We start from the raw sequence: 19,436 nt of genomic DNA, 5'->3' as shown, positions 1-19,436 counted from the left end.
ACCGCTCCTTATTTTTCCCGGTGGATCAGCTTCTCCAGCAGCCGGGAGAGATACGGGTTATCCCCCGGGAGCTCCGCGAGGAGCCGGATCGCCTCGCGGGATGCATCCTCCACGATCCTGGAGGCCTCCGCAAGGCCTGTCAGGGTCACGTAGGTACTCTTCTCGTTCTTCTCATCACTGTGCACCGGTTTACCGAGCACATCGCTTGTGCCCGTCACGTCCAGTATGTCGTCCTGCACCTGGAAGGCAAAGCCGACCGCGGACGCGATCTTCTCCACCTTCTCCACCTCCGCATCGGAGGCCCCTGCCAGGACGGCCCCGATCATCATGGAGCTCTCGATGAGGGCCCCTGTCTTCAGCTCGTAGATAAAATCCAGCACTTCCCTGGAGACTGCGTGTCCCGTCTCCTTCACATCCACCACCTGGCCGCCGATCATCCCGTAGATGCCCGCTTTCACCGCCAGGATCCGCAGCGCCTTCCCGATGAGGAGGGCTCTGTCCGGATACTGCTCAAAGGCAAGAGTGGCCGTCTCGAACGCGTAATTGAGGAGCGCGTCCCCTGCCAGGATACCCATGTCCTCCCCGTAGACCACGTGGGTCGTCCTCCTGCCGCGCCGGTAGTCGTCGTTATCCATGGCCGGGAGGTCGTCATGGACGAGGGAGTAGGTATGGATCATCTCGATGGCGGCCATAAAGGGCTCCACCACCTTCTCCCTGCCGCCGAACAGGGCGTATGTCTCCTGCATCAGCATGGGGCGCAGCCGCTTGCCGCCGGCCAGCAGGCTGTACTCCATGGCCTCCATGATCAGCCTCTGCTGTCCCTGTTTCTCCGGGAGATATGCGCGCAGGATCTCCTCGATCCCGGCGGTCTTCTCCTGTCTTTCCCTCTCAAACTCCACTTCCCAGTCCTTCTTTTCATTCCTGCAGCTCATGTATGTCTCCTTTGTCATCCAGAACCTGTATCTCCTTCTCCACCCGGTCGATCCTGTCACTGCACTCCTTCAGCATATCCATGCCCCTGTGGTACAGTCTGAAGGATTCCTCCAGGGAATTCTCCTGCTCCAGGGCAGCCGTGACCTGCTCAAGCTCCCCGAAAAGCTGTTCCAGCGTCTTCTCCTCCCGGACCGCTTCTTCCGTCTGCCCTGTCTTTATCTCTGCCATGCTGCTCCTCCTTCCCGGTCTGTCTCAAGGACCTTCGCGCGGATCACGCCGTCCGCCACATAGATCCGTAATTCCTCGTCTGTTTTTGCCTGCCGGATGCTCCGGACCGCCTCGGGCGCCCCGTCCTTTTCTCTCTCCACGTAGGCCCAGCCCTGGTTCAGCTTGCCCGCCGGCGACAGGCCGCGCATCTTCTCAATACTAAGGGCCAGGGCCTGCCTCGCGTTCCGGACCTTCTGCCCCATGGCCCGGCGCATGGCGTCCTCCAGCTCCGCCAGCATCTGCTTTCTCTCCCGCAGCTTGCTCTCCGGATGGAGGTAGGCAAGCCTCGTCTCATACTTCTGGACAAGCAGCCGGTTCACCTGTAAAAGCCTGTCCATCTGCCGGTTCATCTTAAGCGCGCACTCCCGCAGATGCTGGTCAAAGAGACGCAGATCCCACACGGCCAGCTCCGCGGCTGCAGAGGGGGTGGGCGCCCGCAGGTCCGCCACATAGTCCGCAATGGTCGTGTCCGTCTCGTGGCCCACTGCCGAGATCACCGGCACCGTGCAGTCGAAGATCGCCCGGGCCACTTCCTCCTCGTTGAACGCCCACAGATCCTCGATGGATCCGCCCCCGCGTCCCACGATCATCACATCCACGCCGGCACGCTCCAGCGCGCGGATCCCCCGCACGATGCTCTCCTTCGCGCCCTCGCCCTGCACCTGCGCCGGGCAGAGCACAAGCTGCACATACGGGTTCCTGCGCCTGCTGATATTCATGATGTCCCGCACCGCGGCTCCCGTGGAAGCGGTCACCACGCCGACCCGCATGGCGAACCGGGGGATCGGCTTCTTGTAGTCCGGGGCAAACATGCCCATCTCCTCCAGCTCCTTCTTCAGGGCCTGGAATCTCTCGTAGAGAACCCCCTCCCCGTCCAGACGGATCTGTTTGGCGTAGAGCTGATAGGTCCCGCCGCGCTCATACACGCTCACGGAGCCGAGGACGATCACCTGCTGCCCCTCCGCCATACGAAAAGAGAGCCCACCACGCTGGCCTGCGAACATGACGCAGGCGATCGTTCCGGACTCATCCTTCAATGAAAAATATATATGACCCGATGTGTGGTATTTACAGTTCGATACCTCACCCCTGACGTAGATACGGTTCAGCATGAAATCCTGGGCAAACATATTCCTGATATATGCATTTACCTGTCTGACTGTATACACATTTCCCGCCATGATCTTCCACGCTCACCTTCCGTGTCAGTCAGCGATCCTGGCAAGGACGCCGTTCACAAAGGACGGGCTCTCATCGCCGCCGAACCGCTTCGCCAGCTCGACCGCCTCGTTGATGGCGACAGAGACCGGGACGTCCTCATCCCACTTCATCTCATAGACAGCCAGGCGCAGGATCGTAAGGTCCACCTTGGCCATGCGCGTCGTCTTCCAACCGGTCGTGTGCGCGTCGATCAGGGCGTCGATCTCCTCCCGGTGCTCCGCCACGGCGCGGGCCTTATCCTCGATGTATGTCCGGTCCTTTTCGTCCGCCTCGCCGAGCTGCTCAAAATAGAGCTCCAGCTGCTGGGGGAGTTCGCCGGCGCCGTTGAACTCCAGCCCGAACACCATCTTAAATATATGTTCCCTCGCTTCTGATCTCTTCACTTACGCTTCCTCCGGGACATCCACGCCTGCGATCCGGATATTCACATCCGCCACCGTCAGACCTGTCATATTTTCGATGGAAGCTTTCACTTTCTCCTGCACCTTCTGGCAGATCTCCATCACATTGTAACCGTACTTCAGGTTCAGCTTCAGGGATACGGTGACGATCCCCTCCAGCACATCCACCTTCACGCCCTTGGAGAGGGACTTCATGCCGAGCTTGCTGATCAGCTCCTTCGTGGCGTTGCCGGACATGGATGCCACGCCCTCCACTTCCATGGCCGCGAGGCCGGCGATGATGGCGACAACCTCGTCCGCGATCTTGACTTCACCGAGGTTCTCATCCTCTTTTATTGTATAGGTATTTCTCTCTTCTTTTCCCATAAGACTGTCCTCCAAACTACATGAACTCATGCTATCATAATACACATTATAACAAATTAATATACAAATGCCAACACTTTCGGGGACATTCCTATGACCGGCCGAACTCGGCCAGCACAAGGCCCTCGTTGCGCTCCTCGGTCATGCGGATGCTCCACTCGTTCACGAAGAGGAGCAGCGGGCGGTCCTTGAGATCCCGGATCTTCTTCATATCGGAAGTTCCGGACAGGCGGTCCAGATCGATCTCCTCGTTTTCAATCCAGCGGATGTATTCATAGGGCAGCGGATCCAGCCGGATCTCCACCTTGTATTCGTTCTCCAGCCGGTATTTGAGCACGTCGAACTGCAGGACGCCCACCACGCCGACGATGATCTCCTCCATGCCGGTGTTGTACTCCTGGAAGATCTGGATGGCGCCCTCCTGGGCGATCTGGCTGATGCCCTTGATGAACTGCTTCCTCTTCATTGTGTCCACCTGGCGGACCCGGGCAAAATGCTCCGGCGCAAAGGTGGGAATGCCCTCAAAGGCAAACTTTTCTGAGGACGCCGTCAGCGTGTCCCCGATGGAGAAGATGCCCGGATCGAACACGCCGATGATATCGCCCGCATAGGCGTTCTCAATGATCTTCCTCTCGCTCGCCATCATCTGCTGGGGCTGGGAGAGGCGCACCTTCTTCCCGCCCTGGATGTGGCTGACCTCCATGCCGGCCTCAAACTTGCCGGAACAGATGCGCATGAAGGCGATCCGGTCCCGGTGGGCCTTGTTCATGTTTGCCTGGATCTTAAAGACAAAGGCGGAGAAATCCGGCTCCTCCATGGGATCGACCTCCCCTTTGTCTGCCTTTCTCGGAAGGGGCGACGAGGTCATGGCAAGGAAGTGCTGCAGGAACGTCTCCACTCCGAAGTTCGTCAGGGCGGACCCGAAGAAGACAGGGGACAGCTCGCCCCGGCTGACAAGCTCCTGGTCGAACGCGGCGCCCGCGCCGTCCTGAAGCTCGATCTCCTCCTCAAGCTGCTGCCTCTGGTTCTCGTCGATGAGCCAGGTGATTTCCGGATCGTCGATCTTTACTTTCTTGACCGCTCCCTGTGTCGTCCCCTTCTTTGTATCCGAGAACAGCTCCACCTCCCGCTTCGCGCGGTCATAGACGCCCTTAAAGCTCTTGCCGGAGCCGATGGGCCAGTTGACGGGGCAGGTGGCAATGCCGAGCTCGTTCTCAATATCGTCCAGCAGTTCAAAGGTGTCCATGGCCTCCCGGTCCATCTTGTTGATAAAGGTAAAGATGGGGATGTGGCGCATGGTACAGACTTTGAACAGCTTTCTTGTCTGGGCCTCCACGCCCTTGGAGGCGTCGATCACCATCACGGCCGAGTCGGCCGCCATCAGCGTCCGGTACGTATCCTCCGAGAAATCCTGGTGCCCGGGCGTGTCCAGGATGTTGATGCAGTACCCGTCGTACTCAAACTGCAGGACCGAAGATGTAACGGAGATTCCTCTCTCCTTCTCGATCTCCATCCAGTCCGACACCGCGTGCTTCGCGGTTGCTTTTCCTTTCACGCTCCCCGCCTGGTTGATGGCGCCCCCGTACAGGAGGAACTTCTCAGTCAGCGTCGTCTTACCCGCATCCGGGTGGGATATGATGGCGAAGGTCCGGCGCCTTCTGATCTCCTCTTTCATCTGCTTTGTCAAATCCGGCATGATATCTGCTCTCCTCTGTCCTCATAAACTTTGATTTTCGTTTTACTCCGAACATATAGTTTAGCACAGGTGGGAGCTGTTCTGCAATCATTCTTTTCCAACAATCACCGGAAGTGCCAAAAGGCACATTCCGGGATTGTAGGCGGTCGCCAAGGTCTCGGGCAAGCCCGGACTTTGGCTCGTCGCCAGTACAAAAAAACCCCGGTCATTACCTCACCAGGGTTTCCTGCTGCCCTCACTGCTGCCTTTATCTTATCTACTGGGATGCGCTCACAGGTGTGATCACGATATTCTGGGCCGCCACGCCGGTCTTTCTCGTGATGATGTCCTCGATCTGGGCCCGGTTCGCCTCGGACAGGTCCGCCGCATTCACCACCACGTCCGCGCTGTCTGCCGTGAGGCTCACGACGGCCTCGTCAAACCCCTTGGAGGCAAGCAGTGTCTCCGCCGCCGTCTCCTTCTCTGCCAGATCTGTCATCTGCACCATCTGGTTCACAGCGGTCTGCTTCTGCTCGTCGCTCAGGTTCTCATTGTCGATGATGGAGAGGAGGTCCTCCTTGCTCTTCGCCCGCACCTGCTCCCGCGTCACTTTGGCCTGGGCCACCACCGCGGAGGCATCCCCGCTTGTCAGGACTGCCTCCCCCGGCGTCCCGTCCACAGTGCCGTCCTCCCCGTCTCCGGCTGCATCCGCATCCCCGTCCTGGCTCTCGATGTCGTCCGCTTTGGCGGATACATCCTCCTCCGATATGTCGAGCAGCTCCTGGTTCGCCAGATCCGCGCTTGTCTGGGCGGCGTCATCCTCCCCGCCAAACAGGCGCCCGGAATAATTCAGATACCCGGCGGCGGCGATCATGACCGCGAGCGCCGCGATGATGATCTGGTTTTTCCTGAATATTTTTTTCACTTCCCTACCTCCTTATGATTCTTTGAGCTTCATCACCTTAATTTTATGCGTGTCTACATGGAATAATGCCTGGACCGCCTCTGTGATGTCCCGGACTGTCTCCGGGCTGGAGCCGCCCTGGGCGAGCACCACGACGCCCTCCACGGCGGGGCTTAATTCCTTCGTGACATAGGGCCCCCCGTCCCGGGCTGTGCTTTCCCCCTCCCCGTAGACAGTGCTGCTCCCGGACCGGCTCTTTACGGTCGTCCTGGTGCCGCCCTGGCTGTCTGTCTCCTCCACGGACTCGCTCTCGCTCTCCCGGTCCTTCTCCACCACCTTCTCCGCCGTAGACTGGAGCGTGACCATCACTTCCGTACGCCCCACCCCCTCAGTCTGGGAGAGCACCTCCTCAAGCCTCCTCTCCAGGTCCGCGGCGTAGGCGGCGCTTGCGCCGGATCCGCCGGCGCTGCCTGCGGTGCCTGCGGCGGCATCAGCCCCATATCCCGTCAGCCCGGCTTCTTCCTGCTCCTCCCCCGCCGGCCATGTGACCACGAGAAGAAGGATGCCTGACAGAAGCGCGATCAGCAGACGGTCCTTTTTAAGCAGCGCCCGGATCCGGCTACTCTTCAATTCTGATATCTTCCACATGGATGTTCCCCTCCCCGTCTCTTCCTTCTTCTTTCCGCCTCACTCCCCCGGGATCCTCCGCAGATCCGATGTCCTGGAAATAAGCGCCGGCCTCCCGGATCTGCTCCAGTTCTTCCGTGTAGGCGCTGCCCCGGTACAGGGAGAGGATCTCCCCTCCCATCCCGGCCAGTTTTAAAAGCGGCGTCACAAGCAGTACCACAAGCAGCAGGCCGGTAAAGAAGCGGATGTATTTCCGGTAGTCCTCCCCCGGCACCACATGGTCCAGCATGGCGGCAAAAACCATGAAATACGCGATCCCGCGGATCCATTCGTACAGTTGTTCCAGCATCCCGCCGTCCCCCTTTCTCAAGTCCGGTTCGTGGAGACCGCCACGATGGCGATGGTCAGAAGAAAGAGCATGCCCGCCGTGAAGATCAGCCGCATGAGAAGCTGGCAGGCGTCCGCCATGCCGGCGATGCACCCGGTCAGCCTCCTGTCTGACACCGGCTGCAGGACGGCTGCCGCCAGCCGGTACATCAGGACCATGGCACCGGCCTGGACAAGGGGCGTGACGCACAGGGCGAAGCAGAACAGGGCGCCGGCTGTCCCGATCCCGTTCTTCACCACCACCGCCGTCCCCAGGATCACCTCCGCCGTCCCGCCGATGGCGTCACCCACTCCCGGTATCGCCTCGACGCCTCTTGTCAGGGCGCTCCTCTTGACGCTGTCGATGGCGGGCGCGATGAGGCCCTGGATCGTGCCAAGGCCGATCACAAGCGCCAGGAGCGTCTTCAGCGTCCAGGACACCGCCGTCTCGATCAGCTCCGTCAGTCTGGACAGATACTCCTCCCCGGACAGGCAGTTCAGCACCCTGAGCATCATGTAGATGCGCAGCACAGGCAGAAGCACCTTAAGAAGCAGGATCTCCACAAGGAGGATCACAAGGAGCGCCAGATTGTAAAAGGCTGCCGCCGTCATGCTGCCCTTAGCCGCGGAGACAGCGATGAAATAGACCGGACAGAGCGCCTTCATAAACGAGGCGAGCAGGCTGATCCCGTCCTGCGTCCATCCGGCCGCGCTCTCAAACGCCCGCAGGCACAGGGCGAGCAGCAGCATGTACAGAAGGTAGAAGCTGATCTCCGACACCTGCCTGGCCCGGAAGACATCTGCAAAATTCGTGAAAGCCGCCGCGATCACTGCGATCAGCACCATGTGCACCAGACTGTCCCTGTTTACCTGCAGCGCGCCGAAGATGCTCTCTGAGACCACCTCTCCCACAAGCCCGGCCGAGACCGACAGATCTCCCGAAAGGAGCGCTGCCACCGTCTCCTGAAAGTCCGGCTTCTCCTCCGGGAAGATGTCTTCCAGCGCCCGGTTTATCTCCCCCAGATCCATCTCCTCCTCCAGCATCTCTTCCGCCCCCGGCACTGCAGACTCCCCCGGCCCGGCAGCCCTGCACGGAAGCGGCAGCAGGCACGCTGCCAGAAACAGGATGCAAAGGAGCGCTCTATGCGCGGCTGCCAGCCGCTTTCCCCGCCTCAAGACAGGAACTCCCGGATCATCTCCAGCAGGGCCAGCACCACAGGGAGCCCCAGGACGAGCACTGCCAGCTTGGCCGCTATCTCGATCTGCCTGGCTATGGTCTGATACCCGGCGTCCTGGCAGAGGGCTGAGGAGAACTCGGCCACAAAGGTGATTCCCAGCATCTTCACCAGCATCTCCAGGTACACCGGAGCCAGGTCAATGTAGGCCATGATCTCCCGCAGCCTGCCAAGCACCGCGCCGGTCTGTCCCAGCACGGAGAAGAAGATCACAAGACTTAAGCCCGCGCAGATATAGATCCCGTATTCAGTCTTTCCGCTCCTGAACTGGATGGCCAAAAGGGTGCCGGCCACGCCCAGCAGGGCGATCTTTACGATGTCCATCCCATTCCCCCTTCCGACAGTTCCCCTTGCCTACAGGGAAAAGAGGTCCTGGATCGCGGTAAAGAGATCGTAGATGTAGGGTACGATCCAGAAGAGCACGAGGAGCAGCCCTGCCAGACTTGTCAGGAAGGCCTGTTCCTCCCTGCCGCTGTGCTTCAGTACCTGGCTGAGCACGGAGACGAGGATCCCCACTGCCGCGATTTTAAATATCAGATCTACTTCCATCTTTTCCTCCCTATATGAGCAGGACCGCAGCCAGTATGCCCCCTGACATGCCCAGGATCCTGTACAGCTTTTTCTGCATCTTTATCCTGCGGCGCATCTCCTCCATCACTTCCTCCAGATGCCGGGTGTACAGTTCCAGGTGCCGGATCTGCATCTGTGCGTCCGCACTCCCAAGATAGAGGCCGAGCCCGCCCAGCCTCTCCTTCTCCTCCCGGCCAAGGGCAAGTCCGCCAAGATACTGCCGCGTCGTCTCTTCCCATATGGCCGGAAGGCTGCCCTCCTGCCTCCTCTCCATCTTCCCGTGGAGCGCCCGCAGCCAGGCTTTGTATGGATCCTTCTGGCTCCCTGCGATCTGCAGGAGCGCCTCCCCCAGAAACGAGCGGGCATACCGGATCTCCCCCTGCAGCATGCACAGGATCCGGTGCAGGTCCTCCGCCTCGCGGTACGCTATGTCCAGCGCCTCCGACGCCCGGAAGCCGAGGAGGGTGGCGGATGCAACGACCAGGGCCGCGCCTGCCAGGCGGATCATGTCCCTCTTCCCACCTCTCTCCCGTCACCGTCCAGGATGGCCTCCACCTCTCCCCTTCCGCGGAGGATGACGTACCGCTCAAACCGCCGCTTTTCGACCATCTGCCCGGATACCGGCTTCCTTCGCAGCTCCTCCAGGGAATCGCCGTGCATGGTGGCGATCATTTTGCAGCCGCAGTGCATGGCGTACTCGACTGCATGCACGTCCTCTTCAGCGCCGATCTCGTCGACGGCGATCACCTGGGGCGCCATGGAGCGGATCAGCATGATCATGCCCTCCGCCTTCGGGCAGCCGTCCAGCACGTCTGTCCGAATGCCGAGATCATTCTGGGCCACGCCCCGGCAGCAGCCCCCGATCTCGGAGCGCTCGTCCACCACGCCCACGGTCATGCCTTTCACGTAGGCGTTGCCGTCGGAGATCTGCCGCACCATGTCTCTGAGGAGCGTCGTCTTCCCGCATCCGGGCGGGGAGATGATGAGGGTGTGGGCCACCTGCCTGTTGTATGTGATCCGGGGAAATACCTTGTCCGAGCAGCCGCGCACCTCATGGGAGACGCGGATGTTCACGGAAGAGATATGCTTCAGGTTCCTGACATGCCCGTTCTCCACGATCACCTGGCCGGTCAGCCCCACTCTGTGCCCGCCCTCGATGGTGATAAACCCCTGCCGCATCTCCTCCTCATAGGCGTAGAGGGAGTAATTGCTGGCATAGTCCACAGTCTCCCGCAGATCCCTGGCTGTCACGATATAGGGGCCTGCGCGCCCCGGGATCCGCTCCCTGCCGCCGCAGCGGATCAGGAGGGGCTGTCCGGTCCGCAGCCGGATCTCCTGGATCCCGCCTGCAGCGTCCGGCTCCTGTTCGATCACCTGGCGCACCCGCGCCGGAAGAATGTTTCGCACCTGTTCGTCTCTCATCTTTGTCCACCTCTTTAACCCATATATATGTGGAGCCGGGTGATTTATACCTGCATAAAATATACCTGCATAAAAAGAAAGGACGCCACGTCCGGCATCCTTTCCCTCTGTACTGTGTTCTATTTTACTCGGCTACATCCTTCATGCTGAAAGAGAAGCGTCCCATCTTGTCTTTTCCAAGGCATACGACCTTTACCACATCGCCCATCGTCAGGACATCCTCCACCTGCTTGATGTGCTGTTTGGAGATCTTGGAGATATGCACCATGCCCTCCTTGCCGGGAGCGAACTCCAGGAAGGCGCCGAACTCTTTGATGCTGACAACCTTTCCTTCCAGCACCTGGCCGGCCTCGAAGTCCGTGACAATGATCTCGATGAGGCGGCGCGCCCTCTCCATGGCCTCGCTCTCGGTGCCGCAGATGGACACGGAGCCGTCGTCCTCGATGTCGATCTTCACGCCCGTCTCCTCGATGATGGCGTTGATGGTCTTACCTCTCTGTCCCACCACATCGCCGATCTTCTGCGGGTCGATCTGCATCAGGATGATCTTCGGCGCGTAGGGGCCTACCTCCGGTCTGGGCTCAGCGATGGCCTTGGCCATCACTTCGTCGAGGATGTAGGTTCTCGCCTTCTTTGTAGCGGCGATGGCCTCCTCGATGATCGGCCGTGTCAGGCCGTGAATCTTGATATCCATCTGGATGGCTGTGATACCCTTGTGGGTGCCGGCCACCTTGAAGTCCATATCCCCGAAGAAGTCCTCCAGGCCCTGGATGTCTGTCAGGACAAGGTAGTCGTCGTCCGTCTCCCCGGTCACAAGACCAGCGGAGATACCGGCTACCGCCGCCTTGATGGGCACGCCGGCCGCCATCAGGGACATGGATGAAGCGCACACGCTGGCCTGGGACGTGGAGCCGTTGGACTCAAATGTCTCGGATACGGTGCGGATCGCATAGGGGAATTCCGCCTCGCTTGGGAGGACCGGGATGAGGGCTCTCTCAGCCAGGGCCCCGTGTCCGATCTCACGGCGTCCGGGTCCTCTGGACGGACGGGTCTCGCCTACGGAGTAGGACGGGAAGTTGTAGTGGTGCATGTATCTCTTGGACGTCTCGTGCTCATCCAGGCCGTCCAGGCGCTGTGCCTCAGACAGGGGCGCGAGCGTCGCGATGTTGCAGATCTGCGTCTGTCCTCTCGTGAACATGGCGGAGCCGTGTACGCGCGGGATCAGATCCACCTCCGCAGCCAGCGGGCGGATCTCATCGATGGCCCTGCCGTCCGGGCGCTTGTGATCCTTGAGGATCATCTTGCGGACCGTCTTCTTCTGGTACTGGTATACCGCCTCGTCCAGCTTCGCCAGATACGCCTCGTTGTCCGCGAAGGCCTCTGCCAGCTTCTCTGTCACCTGGCGGATATTCTCCTCTCTCGTCTGCTTGTCGTCTGTGAAGACAGCCGTCTCCATCTCCTCGGGGGGCACGATCTTTTGGATCTCGTCAAACAGCTCCTGGGGAACTGCAAAACTCTCATATGTGTGCTTCGGCTTGCCGCACTCGGCCACGATGGTCTCGATGAAGGCGATCACCTTCTGGTTCAGCTCGTGGGCTGCGAAGATGGCCTCGATCATCTGTGCCTCCGGCACTTCCTTAGCTCCGGCCTCGATCATGATGACCTTCTCCTTTGTGGAGGCAACAGTCAGCGCCATATCGGACACTTCCCGCTGGGCCGCCGTGGGGTTGAACACGAACTGGCCGTCCACCAGGCCCACCTGTGTGGTGGAGATGGGTCCGTCAAAGGGGATGTCGGAGATGCAGGTGGCGATGGCAGCTCCCAGCATGGCTGTCAGCTCCGGCGCGCAGTCCTGATCTACGGACAGGACCAGGTTCTCCAGCGTTACATCATTGCGGTAATCCTTCGGGAACAGGGGACGCATGGGCCGGTCGATGACGCGGTCTGTGAGGATGGCGTTCTCAGAGGCCTTGCCCTCGCGCTTATTGAAGCCGCCCGGGATCTTGCCCACCGCGTACATCCTCTCGTTGTACTCCACGCTTAAGGGGAAGAAATCGATCCCCTCCCTCGGTTTCTCAGATGCCGTTGCCGTACACAGGACCGTGGTGTCACCGTAGTGCATCAGGACAGCGCCGTTGGCCTGCTTGGCCACTCTGTCCACATCCACGCGAAGCGTTCTGCCGGCTAATTCCATTTCATACTTCTTGTACATGTCTTTCTCCTTTTCTTTCTTAACTTGAGCCTGGACAGGCAAAACCGAAACTACTGAAAAACACACCTTGCAGGCAGATGCGCTTTTCAGTGGTCCCGGATTTTACCCCTGTCCGCAATCTAAAATATTATAGCATAGAAATATCCCGCAGGCAAGAAAAAAGGAACACCCTGTCAGGTGTTCCCTCCATTTTTCACAGATTACTTTCTCAGGCCAAGTCTCTCGATCAGCGCACGGTATCTCTCGATGTCCGTCTTTCTCAGATATGCGAGAAGTCCTCTTCTCTGACCAACCATCTTCAGAAGTCCTCTTCTGGAGTGATGATCCTTCGGGTTTGCCTTGAAATGATCTGTAAGATCATTGATCCTTGCTGTCAGGATGGCGATCTGTACCTCCGGAGATCCTGTATCTCCCTCAGTTCTGCCGTACTCAGCGATGATCTGTGCTTTCTGCTCTTTTGAAATCATGTCTTGTTTCCTCCTTTTTCTTCTACATGGCCAGGCATTAAGTAATGGTCGGAGTCTTCCTCTTACCGAACACCGGCTGTTTTCACCGTCTGGTAGTATAGCATACTCAGGCGGGAAAGTAAACTCTTTTTTATCTGAAACGGGAAAGATACTCTCTCCCTGCGGCGATATCCCGGTCCACCTGCCGCTTCATCTCCTCCACGTCCGCGAATTTCTGTTCCGGGCGCCGGAAGGCCCGCAGCCGGATCTTCACCTCTTTCCCGTAGGCGTTGCCGCTGTAATCGAAAAGATAGCTCTCGATCAGCACCCTGCCGCTGTCTGTCACGGTTGGCCTGACGCCCAGGTTGCCGATGGCTCCGTGCCAGATCCCGTCCACTTCCACCTGCTCCAGGTAGACCCCGTTGGGCGGGAGCAGCTTCTGGGCCGGCGGCTCCACGTTAAAGGTGGGAAACCCGAGGGTGCGCCCAAGCTGCTTCCCGTGCTCCACCGTGCCCGCGATCTCGTACGGATATCCGAGGAGCGTCTGCGCCAGCTCCATGTCGCCGGCAGCCAGCGCCTCCTTCACGTAGGTGCTGCTGATCTCGCGCTCCTGGTACCTTTCTTTTTCCACTACATCCAGGCGGTAGCCGTACACGTCCTGATACCGCTCCAGCATGTGGTAGTCGCCCCGCTTCTGGTAGCCGAAGGAGAAATCCGTCCCCACGACCACGTAGGCAGCGTGGAAGATACCGCACAGCACATCCCGGATAAAATCCTCCGCGCTCATGCGGCTGAATTCTTCCGTAAACGGGCAGTCCACCAGGTAGTCCACCCTTCCCTCCAGATGCGCCCGCCTCTCCTCTTTTGTCATGAGGACGCGGTAGGGGCGGTGGAGCCGCTCGCTTAGAGGCTCCATGTCGAACGAGCAGACCGCTGTGCGGACCTTGTCCGCCCGGCCGTAGGACTCCACCTTCTCCACCAGCTTCTGATGCCCGCGGTGCAACCCGTCAAATTTCCCCAGGGTCACAGCAGTCCTGCCGCTCTCCCGGAATGCGTCCAGTCCTTGTATATACTGCATGTTGCTTCCTTCTTTGTCATACAATCTTCTGTCTTACCGGCGGCTGAAGAACATCTTCTCTGTCCGGAAGACGCCGCCTTTTTCATCGTACCGGTACAGGGCCACAAACCGTCCCTCCCGGTCGTACACGCGCACCAGCTCTCTGTCCCGCACGTCTTTTTGCAGGCCGGGAAGCCGGAGCGGATTGCCGTTCCAGAGGAGCGGTTCTTCCTCGGCCCCCGCATCCGCCCGCCTGTATGAGGCAAATACGCTGTCCACAGGCATAAGACGGCTCTCCAGGCTGCCCTGCTCCCTGAGGGCCTCAAGCTCCGAAAGCCGGAGGCTGTCACCGATGGAGAACTCCCCCACCCTTGTGCGGAGCAGTTCTTCCATGCAGCCCCCCACGCCAAGCTTCCGGCCGATGTCGTCGCAGAGGGTCCGGATGTAGGTCCCCTTGGAGCAGTCCACTTCCATCCAGACTCTCGGCAGTTCCATCTTCAGGATCCGGATGCGGGAGATCTCCACGGGTCGGGCTTTCCTCTCCACTGTCTTTCCCTCCCGGGCCAGCTCGTAGAGCTTTCTGCCGTTCACCTTGAGCGCGGAGTACATGGGCGGCGTCTGCATGTAGACGCCCTGAAAACTCTCCACGGCCTCCCGGACCTGCGCTTCTGTAAGGGCGGCTGTCTCCTTTTCCTCCAGACAGGCGCCGGAGATGTCCTGCGTATCGGTCCTTCGTCCAAGGAGCAGCACCGTCCGGTACGTCTTGCTCTTGTCGGCCAGCACATCGCAGACCCTGGTGGCTTTCCCGAGACAGACGGGAAGGACGCCCTCCGCATCCGGATCCAGCGTCCCTGTGTGTCCGATCTTTCTCTGCCCCGCAATGCCGCGCAGCTTTGCCACCACATCGTGGGATGTGTAGCCTTTTTCCTTGTATACGTTAAAAATGCCGTCCAGCATGATCACGCCTCATCCTCTCCTTTGTCCGCCCCGAGCTGGCGCTCGATCTGGACAGCCAGATTGTTGATCACGTCGTGGACCGTCCCGGGCATCGTGCAGCCGGCCGCCCGCACATGGCCGCCGCCGCCGAAATACTGGGCCACCCTGCTCACGTCCACCTTCTCCCTGGATCGCAGGCTCACCTTGTATACGCCCGGTTCCTGCTCGTAGAGGAACACCGCCACTTCCACGCCCCTGGTGGTGCGAAGCTGGCTGACGATCCCGTCCAGCTCCTTCGGCGTCACGCCGTAGAACTTCATGACTGCCTGGGACACGGAGCTGAAGATGCACTGCCCGTGCATGAAGACAATGCTCTCCAGCAGCGCCCGCCCGAGGATCTGGTTCTGGGCGTACGTCTTCTCATAGAATGTATTCTCAATGATGGACGGGGCGTCGATCCCCTTCTCAAGGAGCTCCGCCGCCGCCCGGAATGTGTCCGGCCCCGCGCAGGAATACCGGAACACGCCGGTGTCGTGCACGATTCCCGTATAGAGGGCTTCCGCGATCTCCTTTGTCACCTTCTCCCGGTCCATGAGTCCGTACACAAGCTCGGATGTGGAGCTTGCGTCCGGCACGATGCAGTTGTCCTGCGCAAACGCCTTGTTGCTGATATGGTGGTCCACGCAGAAGGTGTGGCCCGCGCTCTCAAAGAGCGGCGCCGCAAACCCGAGCCTCTCCTCGTCCCCGCAGTCCAGGCAGATGAAAAGGTCGTATTTCTTCCCTGCATCCGCCTCGTGCCGGATCATCTCCGTTCCTTTCAGAAAAGAAAAGTGGGACGGGATCTTTTCCAGGTACACATCTGTGTCTATGTCTTCAAAGTTCTCTCTCAGGTAAAGGTACAGCCCCATGCAGGACCCGACGCAGTCGCCGTCGGGCCGCACATGGCCGCCGATCGCCACAGAGGTCTTTCCCTCCAGAAGTTCTGCAAGTCTATTCTGCATCCTGTGCATCTCCTTTTTGATCCAGGCCTTTGGTTACGTCTGCTATCTTCTTTGACATATTGACGCCGTACTCGATGGACTGGTCCAGGATGAACCGGATCTCCGGCGTATTTCTCATGTTCAGTGTATGTGCCAGTTCTCTCCGGATATACCCCTCTGCACTCTTCAGGCCGGCAAGGGTATCAGCCTGGGCTTTCTCGTCTCCCAGCACGCTGATGTAGGCCTTGCAGGTCTTCAGGTCCGGGGCCACCTCCACGGAGACGACAGAGGTCCACGGCGCGATCCGCGGATCTTTAATGCCGCCCCTGATGATGTTGGAGAGCTCCCTTTGCACTTCCGTGTTGACTCTTGTATTCTTAATGCTGTTCTTTCTCATAGCACTCTCCTTACTGTGGCAGCCAGCCGGGGCCTATCTCGGGATCTCTACCATCTTGTAGGCTTCCACCTGGTCTCCCTCTTTAATGTCGTTGTAGTTCTCAAAGACAAAGCCGCACTCGTATCCGGCTCTCACCTCTTTGACGTCGTCCTTGAACCTCTTCAGGGACGCGAGCTTGCCGTCGTAGATCACGACGCCGTCGCGGATGATCCGCGCCTGGCAGTCTCTCTCGAAGGTGCCGTCCAGCACGTAGGCGCCGCCGATCGTTCCCACGCCGGAAGCCTTGAATGTCTGGCGGATCTCCGCATGTCCCAGCACCTTCTCCTCGAAGACGGGATCCAGCATGCCCTTCATGGCTGCCTCCACATCCTCGATGGCATTGTAGATCACGCGGTACAGGCGGATGTCCACGCCCTCTCTCTCCGCGGTGTCCTTCGCCGTCGCATCAGGCCGTACGTTGAAGCCGATGATGATGGCGTTGGAGGCGGAAGCAAGGCTTACATCCGACTCGTTGATGGCGCCCACGCCGCCGTGGATCACCTTGACGACTACCTCGTCGTTGGAGAGCTTCAGAAGGCTCTGCTTCAGCGCCTCCACGGAACCCTGCACATCCGCCTTCACGACGATGCCAAGCTCTTTTAAGTTGCCCTCCTTGATCTGCGTGAACAGGTCGTCAAGGGACAGCTTGGATTTCGTCTCTTCCAGCAGTTTTGCCTTGTTCTGTGAGATAAAGGTATCTGCAAAGCTTCTCGCATCTTTCTCATTCTTGCATCCCATCAGCACCTCGCCGGCGTTCGGAACGTCGTTGAGGCCGAGGATCTCTACCGGCATGGACGGACCTGCTTCCTTGACCCGTCTGCCCTTGTCATCCATCATGGCGCGCACTTTTCCGAAGGAGCTGCCGGCCGCCACGGGATCGCCTACGCGGAGGGTGCCCTTCTGCACAAGGACGGTAGCCACCGGTCCTCTGCCCTTGTCGAGCTGCGCCTCGATGACGAGGCCTCTCGCCCGGCGATTCGGGTTTGCCTTCAGCTCCAGCATCTCTGCTGTCAGAAGGATCATCTCCATCAGATCGGGAAGTCCGTCGCCGGTCTTGGCGGACACCGGTACGAACACCGTGCTGCCGCCCCAGTCCTCCGGGATCAGCTCGTGCTCTGCCAGCTCCTGCTTCACGCGGTCGATGTTGGCGCTTGGCTTGTCGATCTTGTTGATGGCGACGATGATCTCAACGCCTGCCGCTTTCGCGTGGTTGATGGCCTCCACTGTCTGGGGCATCACGCCGTCATCCGCAGCCACGACAAGGATCGCGATATCCGTGGAGTTGGCGCCGCGCATACGCATGGCTGTGAACGCCTCGTGTCCGGGAGTGTCGAGGAAGGTGATCTTCTCCCCGTTCACCTCCACCACGTAGGCGCCGATGTGCTGCGTGATGCCGCCGGCCTCGCGGCCTGTTACGTTCGTGTGGCGGATCGCATCCAGAAGGGAGGTCTTACCGTGGTCAACGTGTCCCATGACGCAGACAACCGGCGGACGCTTCTTCATCTTCTTCTCGTCCTCCTCATCCTCCTTCAGGAGCTCCTCGATCACGTCAACGACTTCTTCCTTCTCGCAGAGAACATCAAAGTCCAGCGCGATCTCCTCCGCGGTCTCGTAGTCGATCTCCTGGTTGACCGTCACGATCTTGCCCTGCAGGAACAGCTTCTTTACAATCACAGAGGGCACGATCTTCATCTTGTCGGCCAGATCCTGGATCGTCAGAACCTCGGGGATCACGATGGATTTGATCTGCTCCTCCTGCTTCTGCTCCTTGTGCTGGGGCTTCTGAAGCTGCGGCTTCTGATCCTGCTTCCGGCCTCTTCCCTTTGCTGTCCTCTCCTCGTCGTCGCGGTAGTCTTTCTTCTTATAGTCGCCCTTTCCTTTTCCCTTGCTGCGCTGGGGCTTCTGTCCCTCCAGTGCGGGCGCCGGGATGGATGGATTCTTCCTGGGCTGGCGGTCCTTGTTCTCGCCAAAGCGGCCGCCCCTGCCGTCGCGTCTGTCGTCGCGCCTCTCGCCGCGCTCGCCGCCGAAGCCTCTCTCCGGGCGCTGGCCGGGCCTTCTGTCTCCCCGCTCGCCATCGCGCCTCTCGCCGCGTCTGTCGTCACGCCTCTCGCCGCGCTCGCCCCCAAAGCTTCTCTCCGGGCGCTGGCCGCCTCTGCCGTCGCGCCTGTCGTCGCGTCTCTCGCCGCGCTCGCCGCCGAAGCCTCTCTCCGGGCGTGTGCCTGCGGGTCTCTCCCCTGCCGGGCGGGCTCCTGCGGGCCTCTCCCCTGCCGGGCGTGTGCCTGCGGGCCTCTCCCCTGCCGGGCGGGCTCCTGCGGGCCTCTCCCCTGCCGGGCGGGCTCCTGCCGGTCTCTCCCCTGCCGGACGGGCTCCTGCGGGCCTCTCCCCTGCCGGGCGGGCTCCTGCCGGTCTCTCCCCTGCCGGGCGGGCTCCTGCCGGCCGCTGCGCGGCGCCCCGTGCGGCCTGGCCGCCCTGAGCGCGTCCCTGGCGCATCAGATTCTTGCCGTCACGGCTGTTCTGGGGCCGGAAGACATGCACGATATTCTTTTTCTTCGGGGCCTCTTCCTTTCGGGGCGCTTCCTCTGCAGCGGCAGACTCCTTTTTCACCGGCGCCTCCTCCGGCTTTTTCGTAAACGCGCGGCGCACTCTCTGGGCGTCCTCGTCCTCCAGCGCGCTCATATGGCTCTTTACTTCTATCTTCCTGTCTGCCAGGAACTCCATCAGCTCTTTGCTGGATTTGCCGAGCTCCTTGGCAAGTTCATACACTTTTATTTTCGACATGCAATTACCTCCTCTATGCAGCATCGTTATCTGTCCGTATCCAAATGTTTCATGATCCCCTTCGCAAAGCCTTCGTCAAGCACTGCCAGAGATGCCCGGAATTCTTTTCCCATGGCATGCCCGAGCGTATCCTTGTCTCCGAACACGCGGATGGGCACTTCATAGAAATCACACATATTCCGGAATTTTTTCTTCGTATTGTCCGAGGCGTCCCCGGCGATGATCACAAGCGCGGCCCTGCCGGTCTTCACTTCCCGCTCGGTCAGGAATTCCCCGCTGGCCGTCCGCCCTGCTTTCGTCGCAAGTCCGATCATGGACAGGGCTTTATTCTGACTCAATCTCTTTCATCTCCCTTTCCAGCATCTCGTAGACTTCCTGCGGGATGGCCTGCCTGAAAGAGCGCTCCAGCCCTTTCTGGCGTATCGCCTTTTGCAGACACGCGGAGGACGGACACAGGTAAGCGCCCCTCCCGTTCTTCTTCCCGGTCGCATCCAGAAGGAACTCCCCCTCCTGGGTGCGGATAACGCGCAGCATTTCCTTCTTACTCTTCATTTCCTGGCACCCCACGCACTTGCGCAGCGGCACTTTCTTATTTCCGCTCAAA

General features: G+C 59.9%; 23 protein-coding genes. All 23 read right to left on the bottom strand.

From position 1 onward, the window contains the following. Nucleotides 1-8: 8 nt before the first annotated feature. Nucleotides 9-950, bottom strand: coding sequence for a polyprenyl synthetase family protein (locus H6A20_RS01845; protein ID WP_243426091.1), 942 nt, complete (start codon nucleotides 948-950; stop codon nucleotides 9-11). Further along, nucleotides 916-1,161 carry an exodeoxyribonuclease VII small subunit gene (gene xseB / locus H6A20_RS01840; RefSeq protein WP_204905460.1) on the bottom strand — a complete coding sequence of 82 codons (246 nt, stop codon included), beginning with the start codon at nucleotides 1,159-1,161 and terminating at the stop codon, nucleotides 916-918. Before xseB ends, H6A20_RS01845 begins: the two co-directional genes overlap by 35 nt. Further along, a complete protein-coding gene (xseA, locus tag H6A20_RS01835; RefSeq protein WP_204905459.1) occupies nucleotides 1,149-2,381 on the bottom strand; it encodes an exodeoxyribonuclease VII large subunit in 1,233 nt (410 codons plus the stop codon). Before xseA ends, xseB begins: the two co-directional genes overlap by 13 nt. Nucleotides 2,382-2,405: 24 nt before the next feature. Next, nucleotides 2,406-2,804 (bottom strand): transcription antitermination factor NusB, encoded by a 399-nt coding sequence (nusB, locus tag H6A20_RS01830; RefSeq protein WP_204905458.1) that lies wholly within the window; start codon nucleotides 2,802-2,804, stop codon nucleotides 2,406-2,408. Next, the gene (locus tag H6A20_RS01825; protein ID WP_204905457.1) at nucleotides 2,805-3,188 is read right to left on the bottom strand and encodes an Asp23/Gls24 family envelope stress response protein; all 384 of its coding nucleotides are present in this window, start codon (nucleotides 3,186-3,188) and stop codon (nucleotides 2,805-2,807) included. Nucleotides 3,189-3,279: 91 nt separating this feature from the next. Next, nucleotides 3,280-4,884: a peptide chain release factor 3 gene (locus tag H6A20_RS01820; protein ID WP_204905456.1), complete on the bottom strand. Its 1,605-nt coding sequence runs from the start codon at nucleotides 4,882-4,884 to the stop codon at nucleotides 3,280-3,282. Nucleotides 4,885-5,140: 256 nt separating this feature from the next. Continuing rightward, on the bottom strand, nucleotides 5,141-5,788 hold the full coding sequence (locus tag H6A20_RS01815; protein ID WP_204905455.1) for a SpoIIIAH-like family protein: 648 nt from the start codon (nucleotides 5,786-5,788) through the stop codon (nucleotides 5,141-5,143). Between the two features lie 12 nt (nucleotides 5,789-5,800). Beyond that, nucleotides 5,801-6,415 carry a stage III sporulation protein AG gene (locus H6A20_RS01810; RefSeq protein ID WP_204905454.1) on the bottom strand — a complete coding sequence of 205 codons (615 nt, stop codon included), beginning with the start codon at nucleotides 6,413-6,415 and terminating at the stop codon, nucleotides 5,801-5,803. Then, nucleotides 6,387-6,743, bottom strand: coding sequence for a stage III sporulation protein AF (locus tag H6A20_RS01805; RefSeq protein ID WP_204905453.1), 357 nt, complete (start codon nucleotides 6,741-6,743; stop codon nucleotides 6,387-6,389). Before H6A20_RS01805 ends, H6A20_RS01810 begins: the two co-directional genes overlap by 29 nt. 17 nt (nucleotides 6,744-6,760) lie before the next feature. Continuing rightward, nucleotides 6,761-7,936, bottom strand: coding sequence for a stage III sporulation protein AE (locus H6A20_RS01800; protein ID WP_204905452.1), 1,176 nt, complete (start codon nucleotides 7,934-7,936; stop codon nucleotides 6,761-6,763). Further along, entirely contained in the window at nucleotides 7,933-8,319 is a 387-nt protein-coding gene (locus H6A20_RS01795; RefSeq protein ID WP_204905451.1) for a SpoIIIAC/SpoIIIAD family protein, read from the bottom strand. Before H6A20_RS01795 ends, H6A20_RS01800 begins: the two co-directional genes overlap by 4 nt. 30 nt (nucleotides 8,320-8,349) lie before the next feature. Beyond that, nucleotides 8,350-8,544 carry a stage III sporulation protein AC gene (spoIIIAC, locus tag H6A20_RS01790; protein WP_204905450.1) on the bottom strand — a complete coding sequence of 65 codons (195 nt, stop codon included), beginning with the start codon at nucleotides 8,542-8,544 and terminating at the stop codon, nucleotides 8,350-8,352. Nucleotides 8,545-8,554: 10 nt separating this feature from the next. Further along, nucleotides 8,555-9,073, bottom strand: a complete 519-nt coding sequence (locus tag H6A20_RS01785; RefSeq protein WP_204905449.1) for a stage III sporulation protein AB — start codon at nucleotides 9,071-9,073, stop codon at nucleotides 8,555-8,557. Further along, complete coding sequence (gene spoIIIAA, locus H6A20_RS01780; protein WP_204905448.1) at nucleotides 9,070-9,987, bottom strand: stage III sporulation protein AA; 918 nt, start codon at nucleotides 9,985-9,987, stop codon at nucleotides 9,070-9,072. Before spoIIIAA ends, H6A20_RS01785 begins: the two co-directional genes overlap by 4 nt. Nucleotides 9,988-10,111: 124 nt before the next feature. After that, on the bottom strand, nucleotides 10,112-12,199 hold the full coding sequence (locus tag H6A20_RS01775; protein ID WP_204905447.1) for a polyribonucleotide nucleotidyltransferase: 2,088 nt from the start codon (nucleotides 12,197-12,199) through the stop codon (nucleotides 10,112-10,114). Nucleotides 12,200-12,399: 200 nt separating this feature from the next. Next, on the bottom strand, nucleotides 12,400-12,666 hold the full coding sequence (gene rpsO, locus H6A20_RS01770) for a 30S ribosomal protein S15 (protein ID WP_204905446.1): 267 nt from the start codon (nucleotides 12,664-12,666) through the stop codon (nucleotides 12,400-12,402). 130 nt (nucleotides 12,667-12,796) lie between these two features. Next, a complete protein-coding gene (ribF, locus tag H6A20_RS01765) occupies nucleotides 12,797-13,723 on the bottom strand; it encodes a riboflavin biosynthesis protein RibF (protein ID WP_204905445.1) in 927 nt (308 codons plus the stop codon). 33 nt (nucleotides 13,724-13,756) lie between these two features. Beyond that, complete coding sequence (truB, locus tag H6A20_RS01760) at nucleotides 13,757-14,659, bottom strand: tRNA pseudouridine(55) synthase TruB (RefSeq protein ID WP_204905582.1); 903 nt, start codon at nucleotides 14,657-14,659, stop codon at nucleotides 13,757-13,759. A gap of 2 nt (nucleotides 14,660-14,661) precedes the next feature. Next, nucleotides 14,662-15,639: a DHH family phosphoesterase gene (locus H6A20_RS01755; RefSeq protein WP_204905444.1), complete on the bottom strand. Its 978-nt coding sequence runs from the start codon at nucleotides 15,637-15,639 to the stop codon at nucleotides 14,662-14,664. Continuing rightward, entirely contained in the window at nucleotides 15,629-16,015 is a 387-nt protein-coding gene (rbfA, locus tag H6A20_RS01750) for a 30S ribosome-binding factor RbfA (RefSeq protein WP_204905443.1), read from the bottom strand. Before rbfA ends, H6A20_RS01755 begins: the two co-directional genes overlap by 11 nt. 33 nt (nucleotides 16,016-16,048) lie before the next feature. Next, a complete protein-coding gene (infB, locus tag H6A20_RS01745) occupies nucleotides 16,049-18,832 on the bottom strand; it encodes a translation initiation factor IF-2 (RefSeq protein ID WP_204905442.1) in 2,784 nt (927 codons plus the stop codon). Between the two features lie 26 nt (nucleotides 18,833-18,858). After that, nucleotides 18,859-19,170 (bottom strand): L7Ae/L30e/S12e/Gadd45 family ribosomal protein, encoded by a 312-nt coding sequence (locus tag H6A20_RS01740; RefSeq protein WP_204905441.1) that lies wholly within the window; start codon nucleotides 19,168-19,170, stop codon nucleotides 18,859-18,861. Further along, complete coding sequence (gene rnpM, locus H6A20_RS01735; protein ID WP_204905440.1) at nucleotides 19,157-19,435, bottom strand: RNase P modulator RnpM; 279 nt, start codon at nucleotides 19,433-19,435, stop codon at nucleotides 19,157-19,159. The genes H6A20_RS01740 and rnpM overlap by 14 nt, the downstream gene beginning before the upstream one ends. Nucleotide 19,436 lies beyond the last annotated feature (1 nt).

Source organism: Mordavella massiliensis, from assembly GCF_016901695.1.
GTDB lineage: Bacteria > Bacillota > Clostridia > Lachnospirales > Lachnospiraceae > Claveliimonas > Claveliimonas massiliensis_A.
Note: the sequence above shows the minus strand (reverse complement) of the source record. Positions and strands in the feature narration are given on the sequence as shown.